Here is an 11,566-nt window from a genome sequence, read left to right on the forward strand (position 1 = left end):
CCAGGAAGGTCAGGGACGAAGCGGCGGCGCACTGCGGCCGCATCCGGACGGTCCTTGGGCGGAGTCCGGGCATGGCTGCACTGCAAAGCTTCCCTACGCCGGTATGAGCCGGATCAGGTTCCAAGGGACTGTCTCAACCGTGGCCACATGGCCGCGGTACCCCCGCTTCTTGCCGTGCATTAAAGCATAGAACGCACTGCAGCTCATGGCCGTTCATCCATGCATGGCGTGGCGCTGCTCCATCGGCATTAACAGAACCGTGACATCGCATTCAGTAACGTGCACGCGCATCGTGCCGCTGCGGCCGATGTTTCCTTTGCCGCCTTCGCGGCTCCTGCCCGGTTCGTGCTGCATGCCGCCGGCCCCCTCGCAGCAAGCTCTGCTCGCTCCCCTCAATCCCTTGATCGGAGAAGCTCCTTCATGGTGTTTCGCGTTTCCATCGCACTCGTTCTGCTGCTGGTGCTGCTGGCTGGCTTCGCGCCCGGCCCGTTCAATACCGTCGTTCAGTCGGTACTCGCCGATGTCATCCGCAGTGTCGGCTGGCTCTATCTTCTGGTCGTGTTCCTGGCGCTGACTTTCCTGATGTACCTGGCATTCGGTCGCTTCGGCAACCTGCGCATCGGCGGTGAAGATGCCGAGCCGGAGTTCTCGCGCGCCAGCTGGATGTCGATGCTGTTCGCCGCCGGCATGGGCATCGGCCTGGTGTTCTGGGGCGCCGCCGAGCCGATTTCCCACTTCACCAAGCCTCCGGAAGGCCTTGCACCGCAGAGCATGGACGCGGCGCGGGCTTCGATGCGCTATGCGTTCTTCCATTGGGGCCTGCATCCATGGGCAATCTACGCGCTGATCGGCCTGGCGATGGCCTGGTTCCAGTTCAACCGCAATGGCCGTGGACTGGTCAGTGACATGCTGCAACCGATCATCGGCCGCCACCATCGTGGCTGGATCGGACGCGTGGTCAACATCGCCGCGGTCGTGGCCACCGCGATTGGCGTTGCCACCACGCTGGGCTTCGGCACCATCCAGATCGCTGCCGGCATGGAACGCGTGTTCGGCCTGCACGCGGGTGTGCCACTGCAGCTGACCATCATCGCCATCGCGTTCGTGCTGTACATGGCCTCCACCGCCAGCGGTGTCGAGCGCGGGGTGAAGTGGCTGTCCAACTTCAACCTTGCGCTGGCCGCGCTTCTTGCGGCCACCGTACTGGTGCTGGGCCCGACCGGATTCATCTTCGATACGTTCACCACCACTCTGGGGTCGTACCTCAACCAACTGGTGACGATGAGCCTGCGCATGTCGCCGTTCTCGGGCAGCACATGGGTAGCGGACTGGACCATCTTCTACTGGGCGTGGTGGATTTCCTGGGCGCCGTTCGTCGGCTCGTTCATCGCGCGCATCTCGCGTGGGCGCAGCGTCCGCGAGTTCGTCATCGGCGTCGTGCTGGCACCGACGGTGCTGGGCTTCTTCTGGTTCGCGGTGTTTGGTGGTACTGCACTGTGGGCGCAGATCTTCGGCCACGCCGACCTGGTGCAGGCGCTGGGCAACGGCTATGAGACGGTGCTGTTCACCCTGTTTGACAGCATGCCGCTGCCCTTGCTGCTTTCCTGCATCGCACTGGTGCTGCTGATGATCTTCTTCGTGACATCAGCCGATTCAGCGGTGCTGGTGCTGGCCAGCATGTCCACTGACGAGGCAGGCGATCCTCCGTTGAAGCGCAAGCTGGCCTGGGGCATCGCGGTGGCATTGATCGCAGCCGCATTGCTGCTCGCCGGTGGCCTGGATGCGCTGCAGGGCATGATCACGATTGCGGCGTTGCCATTCGCGCTGCTGATGGTGCTGGTGATGGTGTCGCTGTACCGGGTACTGGACCAGGAGTACACCCGCGAGCGGCGGCAGGCGCAGCGCCAGCGGCACATGATCGACGCATGGATCGCGCGCGAGATGGCGGCGCAGGAAGAGACCCAGGCGGAGGCTGCGCGCGCGCACGATCAGGATTGAGGGAGTTTTGCAGCCTGCGGCTGCACCGCTTTTCTTTCAAGCAAGAGCAAGTTCAAAACCCAGAGCAGCTCTGGGCTTCTACTGGTTGGGCGGGTCGGTGTGGGTGGGCAGGACACGCCGTAAACCCGTCCATGGGGGCTCGATGGCGCCATCCATGGCGCCAACGGTCCTGCCCACCCACACCGCCCCACCCCCGACAGGTTACGTGTGACGGTTGGTCCATCCACGGCATGCGTGGATGAGGTGTATCGGAAAACAGGAAGGGGTCGGATCCGTTTTCCTCCGGAAAACGGATCCGACCCCAACCCGCAGCGCGCAGCTGTTGCTGTTGCCTTTGCTTTTGATCTTCTTTTTTCTTTTCCTGCGGTGACGGGCACGGAAACTGTCAGGGGCCGGGCGGGTGGGCTGGGCGGGGGTGTCCGCGGCATGGATGCCGCGGCCAAGCCTCCAGGGACGGATTCACGGCGTCCCCCGACCAGCCCACCCGCCCGGCCCAATCACATGATCCCGCTTCCACGAACCATCACCGCAGAGGGGGCTCAGCCCGGTGGCCGGAAAACCTCAGTACCCCGCCGCCTGCCCATCCTTGCGGCTCTCCGAAGCACCGTAGTAAACCCCGGTCTCGGGATCACGCATGATCGCCTGGTACCCGCCGTAGGGCCCGTCGGCGAACACGATGCGATGCCCCTTGCGCATCAACGCACGCACCGTCTCATACGGGAACCCGGTCTCCAGATTCACTTCGCCGCCATCGGTCATCGCCGTGGCCTGTCCGGTCGGTTCGGTCGAGCCTTCATGCTGGATGCGCGGTGCGTCACCGGCTTCCTGCAGGTTCATCCCGAAGTCCACCAGGTTCATCACGATCTGTGCGTGGCCCTGCGGCTGCATCGCGCCGCCCATCACGCCGAAGCTGGCATACGGCTTGCCACCCTTGGTGATGAACGCCGGGATGATCGTCTGGAACGGGCGCTTGCCCGGTGCGTAGCCATTGGGATGGTTCTTCTGCAGCACGAACATCTCGCCACGATCCTGCAGGATGAAGCCCAGCCCCGGCGGCGCCATGCCGCTGCCCATGCCGCGGTAGTTGGACTGGATCAGCGAGACCATCATGCCGTCGGCGTCGGCCACGGTCATGTAGATGGTGTCGCCCTCCTCCAGCTGCTTCGGCGTGCCCGGCTGCACTTCCTTCAGCGCCTTGTCCATCGAGATCAGCGCGCGGCGCTGTGCGGCGTAGTCCTTGGAAATCAGCTTCTGCACGGGCGCCGGCTGGAACGCCATGTCGGCATAGAAGCGCGCGCGGTCGGCGAAGGCCAGCTTCTTCGCTTCAACGAACAGGTGCACATGCTCGGGTGAACCGAACGGGATTTTCGAGAAGTCGTAGCCTTCCAGCACATTGAGGATCTGCAGCGCGGCAATGCCCTGGCTGTTCGGCGGCAGCTCCCACACGTCGTAGCCACGGTAGTTGCTGCTGACCGGTTCGACCCATTCACCGTGGTGGTCGGCCATGTCCTGGTAGCTCAGGTAGCCACCGTTGGCCTTGAAGTAGTCGCCGATGGTGCGGGCGATGTCTCCCTTGTAGAAGGCATTGCGGCCACCGTCGGCGATTTTCTGCAGGGTGCTGGCCAGGTTCGGGTTCTTCCACATCTCACCCTTGCGCGGGGCGTGGCCATTGATCGTGAACTGCTCCTTGAAGCCCGGATACTGCGACAGCTTGGGCACCGAGCGGTCCCAGTAGTAGGCGATCACTTCAGCCACTGGGTGACCGTCGCGGGCGTAGCCGATGGCCGGTGCCAGGTTGTCGGCCATCGGCTTGCGGCCGAAACGGTCGTGCAGGGCGAACCAGCCGTCGACCGCACCAGGCACCGACACCGGCAGCGGGCCCGTGGCGGGAATCTCCTTCAGGCCACGGCGCTGGAACTCGGCCAGGGTCAGCGACTTCGGCGAGCGGCCCGAGCCGTTGTAGCCGTAAAGCTTCTGCGTCTTCGGGTCCCAGACGATGGCAAACAGATCGCCGCCGATGCCGTTGCCGGTCGGCTCCATCAGGCCGAGTGCGGCGTTGGCGGCGATCGCCGCGTCCACCGCCGAGCCACCGCCCTTCATCACATCCAGCGCGATCTGGGTGGCCAGCGGCTGCGAAGTGGCGGCCATGGCATGCGGGGCGATCACCTCCGAGCGGGTGGCGAAACTATGGCCGGTGATGCGATCGGCGGCGAAGGACAGCGCGGGCACGGCAGCCAGCACGGCGGCAGCGAGCAGGGAACGGGCAAGGCGTCGGGACACGGTCGGGTTCCGGTGGAAGGGTGATGCCCCGATCTTCGCCGCTGCGGCCTTCATGCGGTATCGGGCAGAGGTCATGGACCAGGCGGGTGATCCGCCGGGCATGGCCCGGCGCTACCCGCACAGCACCCGGTAGCGCCGGGCCATGCCCGGCGAGCGAAGCGGCAGAGACGCCCCCATTGCCGCGCAAAAACCACAACGAAAAGAGTGAATTCGGGTTCACCGAAACACTTTCAGCGGCAACCATCCTTGTGCTGCAAGCGATTGCGCTGGATGCAGCGGCAACCGATGGAAATTCCATCGCAAGGGTTGACATCGCCGAAACGGCTGTGTTTCTCTCGATCACATGTTGCATCACAACACGCCACCGCGAACCCACATTGAAGCCGCCGACATCGGCGCCGCCTCGCTGCGTTCGATTCTTGTGCTCGTACTTATTACCCAACCAACAGGTGCGGGACGAGCCAGCGTGTAAGCAACAAACACACCGGAACTCATCAAAAACCCGCACCCGCCCCGGTGCGGGTTTTTTCATTTCAGGACCTGGTTTCAGACGCAACCACCATGAACAACGCCACCTTCAAAACCAGGACCAGCACCACCACGACGCCTCGTGGTGGCTGTGCCTGTGCGATGCGCGGCGCCTCCTCCACCGCTTTCCCCTGACCGGCCGGCACGTCGCCTCGACGACCGGCCGTTCTTTTTCTTCCCACCGCAAGGAACCTCCCCCATGAGCACCAACGACCTGCCCCAGACCAAGATCGCTGTCATCGGCTACGGCAGCCAGGGCCGCGCGCACGCGCTGAACCTGCGTGAATCCGGCTTCGATGTGGTGGTAGGCCTGCGTCCGGGCGGCCCCACCGAGGTCAAGGCGCAGGCCGACGGCTTCACCGTGAAAGCACCGGCCGATGCGGTGAAGGATGCCGACCTGGTCGCCGTGCTGACCCCGGACATGGTGCAGAAGAAGCTCTACGACGATGTGCTGGCACCGAACATGAAGCAGGGTGCGGTGCTGCTGTTCGCGCACGGACTGAATGTGCATTTCGACATGATCAAGCCGCGCGAGGACCTGGACGTGGTGCTGGTCGCGCCCAAGGGCCCCGGTGCACTGGTGCGCCGCGAGTACGAAATCGGTCGTGGCGTGCCGTGCATCTGGGCGGTCTACCAGGACAAGAGCGGCAAGGCCGCCGAGTATGCCCTGGCCTATGCCGGTGGCCTGGGCGGCGCCCGCGCCAACCTGATCCAGACCACCTTCAAGGAAGAGACCGAGACCGATCTGTTCGGCGAACAGGCGGTGCTGTGCGGCGGTGCCTCGGCGCTGGTGCAGGCCGGTTTCGAGACGCTGGTGGAAGCCGGTTACCAGCCGGAAATCGCCTATTACGAAGTGCTGCACGAACTGAAGCTGATCGTCGACCTGTTCTATGAAGGTGGCATCTCGCGCATGTTGGAGTTCATCTCCGAGACTGCGCAGTACGGCGACTACGTCAGTGGCCCGCGGGTGATCGACGCTGGTACCAAGGAGCGCATGAAGGAGGTCCTGAAGGACATCCAGGACGGCACCTTCACCAAGAACTGGGTAGCCGAATACGAAGCGGGCCTGCCGAACTACAACAAGTTCAAGCAGGCCGACCTGGAGCACCCGATCGAGAAGGTAGGCAAGGAACTGCGCGCCAAGATGGTCTGGTTGCAAGGACAGGCCGCGTAACCACGCGGCCTCCCCCACCCGCTTTGCAAGGTTCCCCCATGAACTCTTCCACACACCGCAGCGCGCCAGCCAACGGCGCGCGCTGGCTGACCCAGGCGCTGGAAGCCGAAGGCGTCCGTACGCTGTTCGGTTATCCCGGCGGTACCATCATGCCGTTCTACGACGCGCTGGTGGATTCGTCGCTGAAGCACATCCTGGTACGTCATGAGCAGGGCGCAGCGCTGGCTGCCAACGGCTTCGCCCGCGCCAGCAACCAGGTCGGCGTCTGCGTGGCCACTTCCGGCCCGGGCGCCTCCAACCTGGTCACCGGCATCGCCGACGCGATGCTGGATTCGGTGCCGATGGTCTGCATCACCGGCCAGGTCGCCACCCCGTTGCTGGGCACCGATGCCTTCCAGGAGCTGGATGTGTTCGGCCTGACCCTGCCGATCGTCAAGCACAGCTGGCTGGTGCGCAGCGTCGACGACCTGCCGCGCGTGGTCGCCGATGCCTTCCGCATCGCCCGCGAGGGCCGTCCCGGCCCGGTGCTGATCGACCTGCCCAAGGACGTGCAGCTGGCCGATGCCAGTCATCTACCGGTGCACGTGCCGAGCAGCGTCGAACCGCCGCCGGCCCCCGCTGAAGCAGCCATCGCCGAAGCCATCGCCGCACTGGCGGCGGCCGAAAAGCCGGTGGTCTACGCCGGTGGTGGCATCGCGCTGGGCGATGCGGTGCAGGACCTGCGTGACTTCGTCGAGGCCAGCGCCATCCCCACCGTGATGACCCTGCGCGGACTGGGCGCGCTGCCGGCCAACCACCCGCACTCGCTGGGCATGCTGGGCATGCACGGCACCCGCGCGGCCAACATGGCGGTGCAGGAAAGTGACCTGCTGCTGGTGCTGGGTGCGCGCTTCGATGATCGTGCCACCGGCAAGCTGGCTGAGTTCGCACCGTTCGCCCGCGTCGTCCACATCGACGCCGACGCCTACGAGATCTCCAAGCTGCGCAGCGCCGATGTCGCCGTGCCCGGCAATGTCGGCCATGCCATCCGCGCCCTGCGTGCGGCCTTCCCCTCCCCCAAGGCCCATCAGGACGCGTGGCGCAAGCGATGCGCGCAGCACCGCGAACGTTTCGCCGCACGCTACGACGCGCCGGGCCAGCACATCTACGCACCGGCCCTGCTGAAGCGCCTGAGTGAGCTGGCACCGGCCGATGCGGTGATCGCCTGCGATGTCGGCCAGCACCAGATGTGGGTCGCCCAGCACTGCCGTTTCAACCACCCGCGCAATCATCTGACCAGTGGCGCGCTGGGCACCATGGGCTTCGGCCTGCCGGCCGCGATGGGTGCGCAGTTCGCCTGCCCCGATCGCACCGTGGTGCTGGTCTCCGGCGACGGCAGCTTCATGATGAACGTGCAGGAGCTGGCCACCATCGCGCGTTGCCGCCTGCCGGTGAAAATCGTGCTGCTGGACAACAGTTCGCTGGGCATGGTGCGGCAGTGGCAGGAGCTGTTCTTCGCCGAGCGTTACAGCGAGATCGACCTGTCCGACAACCCGGACTTCGTGGCACTGGCCAAGGTATTTGGCATCGCCGCGACCCGCATCGATGCACGCGACGACGTCGAAGGTGGGCTGGCCGCGCTGCTGGCCGAACCGGGCCCGGCGCTGCTGCACGTGGCCATTGATGCACGCGCCAATGTGTGGCCGCTGGTGCCGCCGAACACTGCCAACAGCACGATGCTGGAAAGCAACCCCGCCCATGCCCGCCAGGAGATCCCCAATGCAATACCGGCTTGACCTGGTGCTGCACCCCGCCGAAGGCGCGCTGCTGCGCGTGATCGGCATGGCCGAGCGTCGCGGCTTCGCGCCGTGCGCGATCAGCGGTGCGCCGGTGGCCGCCGATGATGGTCGCTGGCACCTGCAGCTGGTGGTGGATGGCCAGCGCCCGGCGGAAACGCTGTGCCGGCAGATGGAAAAGATCTACGACTGCGTATCGGTGCAGATGACCGCACTGGAAGGAGTATCCGCATGAACACCCGTACCGTTTCCAACACGGTGCCGGTACGGAGGCGTCTTCTTCGCCGCCCGTGCCCGTGCGCGGTGGTCGCCTGCCCCCCGCTGGTGGTCCATGCCGGCCGCTGACACCAACCAGGAAAGCGATGTCGGCGACGTAAGTGTCGCCGACGTACTGGCAGCGCAGGCCCGCCTGCGCCGCTTCCTGCCGCCCACCCCGCTGCACCATGCCGAGCGCTTCGGCACCTGGCTGAAGCTGGAAAACCTGCAACGCACCGGTTCCTACAAGGTACGCGGTGCATTGAATGCGCTGCTGGCCGGGCGCGAGCGCGGCGACACCCGGCCGGTGATCTGCGCCTCGGCCGGCAACCATGCCCAGGGCGTAGCCTGGGCCGCCTACCGCCTGGACGTGCCTGCCATCACCGTGATGCCGCACGGCGCGCCGGCCACCAAGATCGCCGGCGTCGCCCACTGGGGCGCGACCGTGCGCCAGCATGGCAACAGCTATGACGAGGCCTACGCGTTCGCGGTTGAACTGGCGCAGCGCCACGGCTACCGCTTCCTGTCCGCGTTCGACGACGCCGACGTGATCGCCGGCCAGGGCACCGTCGGCATCGAGCTGGCCGCGCATGCGCCGGACGTGGTGATCGTGCCGATCGGCGGCGGCGGCCTGGCCTCCGGCGTCGCGTTGGCACTGAAATCGCAGGGCGTCCGCGTGGTGGGCGCGCAGGTGGAAGGCGTCGATTCGATGGCCCGCGCGATCCGCGGCGACGTGCGCGAGATCGCCCCCGTTGCCTCTCTGGCCGACGGCGTGCGGGTGAAGATCCCCGGCTTCCTGACCCGCCGCCTGTGCACTTCGCTGCTGGACGACGTGGTGATCGTGCGCGAGGCCGAGCTGCGGGAGACCCTGGTCCGCCTGGCACTGGAAGAACACATCATCGCCGAAGGCGCCGGCGCACTGGCACTGGCGGCCGGTCGACGCGTTGCCGGCCGCCGCAAATGCGCGGTGGTCTCCGGCGGCAACATCGATGCCGGTGTCCTGGCCGGCCTGCTCACCGACATCCGCCCTCGCCCACCGCGCAAACCGCGGCGACGGCGCAGCGAATCCCCACGCTCGCCCAGCAAGGCCAGCGCCACCGCCTCCCCCACCTCTTCCCCTTCCCCCCTGCAAGCCGTCACGCCCGCTGTCGAGGAGATTTCCCTGTGACCACCATCGAACGAATTACCACCCCGCGCATCCGCATCTTCGACACCACCCTGCGTGACGGCGAGCAGTCCCCCGGCTGCAGCATGAGCCCGCCGCAGAAGCTGGTGATGGCGCGTGCGCTGGACGAACTGGGCGTGGACATCATCGAGACCGGCTTCCCGGCCAGCTCGCAGTCCGACCGCGATGCGATGGCCCTGATCGGTCGCGAGCTGCGCCGCCCGAGCCTGAGCCTGGCGGTGCTGTCGCGCTGCCTGCAGGCCGACATCGAAACCTCCGCACGTGCGCTGGAGGCCGCTGCCAACCCGCGCCTGCACGTGTTCCTGTCGACCAGCCCGCTGCACCGCGAGCACAAGCTGCGGATGACCCGCGAGCAGGTACTGGAGTCGGTACGCAAGCACGTATCGCTGGCCCGGTCCTATATCGACGATGTCGAGTTCTCGGCCGAGGATGCCACCCGCACCGAGCTGGACTACCTGATCGAAGTTTCGCGCACGGCGATCTCCGCCGGCGCCACCACCATCAACCTGCCCGATACCGTGGGCTTCACCACGCCGGAAGAGATCCGCGCGATGTTCCAGCAGGTGATTGCCGGCGTGGCCGATGTGCCGAACGCGGCCAACGTGATCTTCAGCGCGCACTGCCACAACGACCTGGGCCTGGCCGTAGCCAACTCGCTGGCCGCCATCGAAGGTGGCGCCCGCCAGGTCGAATGCACCGTCAACGGCATCGGCGAGCGCGCCGGCAACTGCTCGCTGGAAGAGATCGCGATGGTGCTGAAGGTGCGCCAGGCCTTCTACGAGCAGGACAGTTCGATCAACACCCCGCGCATCGTCGGCACCTCGCAGCTGCTGCAGCGCCTGGTCGGCATGCCGGTACAGCGCAACAAGGCGATTGTCGGTGCCAATGCCTTCGCCCACGAATCGGGCATCCACCAGCACGGCATGCTGCGCCATCGCGGCACCTACGAAATCATGCGTCCGGAAGACGTGGGCTGGGAGGACTCGCAGATGGTGCTGGGCCGCCACAGTGGCCGCGCCGCCGTCGAAGCACGCCTGCGTGCACTGGGCTTCTGGCTGGAAGAGGACGAGCTGAAGCTGGTATTCGAGCAGTTCAAGGGCCTGTGCGAACAGCAGCGCGTTGTCACCGATGCCGACCTGCAGACGCTGATGCAGGGTGGCTCGAATGCGCAGGGCTATCGCCTGGCCTCGATGACCATCAGCGACGTCGGCAGCCGCGCCAACGCGCTGGTTGAGCTGTCCGACCCGGACGGCAACCGCGTGGCCGAGACCGCGCAGGGCGACGGTCCGGTCGATGCGCTGTTCGGCGCGCTGTCGGCTGCCACCGGCGTGCAGCTGATGCTGGACAGCTACCACGTGCACAGCGTCGGCATCGGCGCCGACGCGCGCGGCGAAGCCAATCTGAGCGTGCGTCACGAAGGCGTGGAGTACGACGGCACCGGCACCAGCAAGGACATCATCGAAGCCTCCGCGCTGGCCTGGCTGGATGTGGCCAACCGCCTGCTGCGCCAGCGCCAGGCAAACGCTGCCAGCACCACTGAAGCACCCGCCCCCGCTACTGCCTGAGGAACCTGAGATGAGCGCCTTCGACACCACGGCACTGCCCGCAGGGCAGCACTGGAACGCCCAGGACTATGCAATCGACGCCGGCTTCGTGCCGCTGCTCGGCGGCGCGGTATCGCGCCTGCTCGACCCGCGCGCCGGTGAACGCATCCTCGACCTGGGCTGTGGCGACGGCGTGCTCAGCACTGAGTTGGCGCTCAGCGGTGCGCGCATCCACGGTGTCGATGCTTCGCCGGAGCTGGTGATCGCCGCACGTGCACGCGGCGTCGATGCGCAGGTGATGGACGGCCACGCGCTGTCGTTCGACAGTGAGTTCGATGCGGTTTTCAGCAACGCGGCACTGCATTGGATGAGCAATCCCGACCGGGTGATGGAAGGCGTCCGCCGCGCACTGCGCCCGGGCGGCCGCTTCGTTGCCGAGTTCGGCGGCCATGGCAACGTGGCCACGATCATTGCCGCGGTGCAGGCCGCACGCGTGGCCCATGGCCACGGCGCCAGCGCATTCCAGTGGTACTTCCCTACTGCCGACGCCTACGCCGACCGCCTGCGCCAGCATGGCTTCCAGGTGCAGCTGATCGAATGCACGCCGCGCCCGACCGCGCTGCCCACCGGTGTGGCCGGCTGGCTGCGGGTGTTCGCCGCACCACTGCTGGACGACCTGACGACGGAGGCACGCGCCACCGTGCGCGAGGCCGCCACCGCATTGCTGGGCGAGCTGCCGCGCAACGCCGCCGGCCAGCCGCTGGCCGACTACGTGCGGCTGCGGGTACTTGCCCGCCGCCGCTGACATGATCCATTCGTTATCTTT

Annotated in this window: 9 protein-coding genes and 1 riboswitch; of the genes, 7 read left to right on the top strand and 2 right to left on the bottom strand. The window is 66.4% G+C overall.

Annotated elements, in window-relative coordinates; translation table 11 throughout:
• Window positions 1–72: 72 nt before the first annotated feature.
• A riboswitch (TPP riboswitch) is annotated at window positions 73–174 on the bottom strand.
• 39 nt (window positions 175–213) lie between these two features.
• The gene (locus tag AC3ITW_RS18145; RefSeq protein WP_154354822.1) at window positions 214–354 is read right to left on the bottom strand and encodes a hypothetical protein; all 141 of its coding nucleotides are present in this window, start codon (window positions 352–354) and stop codon (window positions 214–216) included.
• A gap of 66 nt (window positions 355–420) precedes the next feature.
• Here AC3ITW_RS18145 and AC3ITW_RS18150 point away from each other — a divergent pair, with 66 nt between their 5' ends.
• A complete protein-coding gene (locus AC3ITW_RS18150; protein ID WP_006390329.1) occupies window positions 421–1,998 on the top strand; it encodes a BCCT family transporter in 1,578 nt (525 codons plus the stop codon).
• Window positions 1,999–2,559: 561 nt separating this feature from the next.
• On the opposite strand, the gene ggt is transcribed toward AC3ITW_RS18150, so the two are convergent.
• Entirely contained in the window at window positions 2,560–4,278 is a 1,719-nt protein-coding gene (gene ggt / locus AC3ITW_RS18155) for a gamma-glutamyltransferase (RefSeq protein ID WP_489389815.1), read from the bottom strand.
• 727 nt (window positions 4,279–5,005) lie between these two features.
• Between ggt and ilvC the strand changes: the two genes are divergently transcribed.
• From ilvC to AC3ITW_RS18185, 6 genes are all read left to right on the top strand, one after another.
• Entirely contained in the window at window positions 5,006–5,980 is a 975-nt protein-coding gene (gene ilvC, locus AC3ITW_RS18160; protein WP_065724738.1) for a ketol-acid reductoisomerase, read from the top strand.
• A gap of 38 nt (window positions 5,981–6,018) precedes the next feature.
• Window positions 6,019–7,755 (top strand): acetolactate synthase 2 catalytic subunit, encoded by a 1,737-nt coding sequence (gene ilvG, locus AC3ITW_RS18165; RefSeq protein ID WP_489389816.1) that lies wholly within the window; start codon window positions 6,019–6,021, stop codon window positions 7,753–7,755.
• Entirely contained in the window at window positions 7,739–7,990 is a 252-nt protein-coding gene (locus AC3ITW_RS18170; RefSeq protein ID WP_012512039.1) for an ACT domain-containing protein, read from the top strand. The genes ilvG and AC3ITW_RS18170 overlap by 17 nt, the downstream gene beginning before the upstream one ends.
• A gap of 96 nt (window positions 7,991–8,086) precedes the next feature.
• On the top strand, window positions 8,087–9,178 hold the full coding sequence (locus AC3ITW_RS18175; RefSeq protein ID WP_197584985.1) for a threonine dehydratase: 1,092 nt from the start codon (window positions 8,087–8,089) through the stop codon (window positions 9,176–9,178).
• Window positions 9,175–10,761, top strand: coding sequence for a 2-isopropylmalate synthase (locus tag AC3ITW_RS18180; protein ID WP_100435218.1), 1,587 nt, complete (start codon window positions 9,175–9,177; stop codon window positions 10,759–10,761). Before AC3ITW_RS18175 ends, AC3ITW_RS18180 begins: the two co-directional genes overlap by 4 nt.
• Before the next feature lie 10 nt (window positions 10,762–10,771).
• Complete coding sequence (locus AC3ITW_RS18185) at window positions 10,772–11,545, top strand: class I SAM-dependent methyltransferase (protein ID WP_006390723.1); 774 nt, start codon at window positions 10,772–10,774, stop codon at window positions 11,543–11,545.
• Window positions 11,546–11,566: the final 21 nt, after the last annotated feature.

The organism is Stenotrophomonas sp. KH_052 (assembly GCF_057838755.1).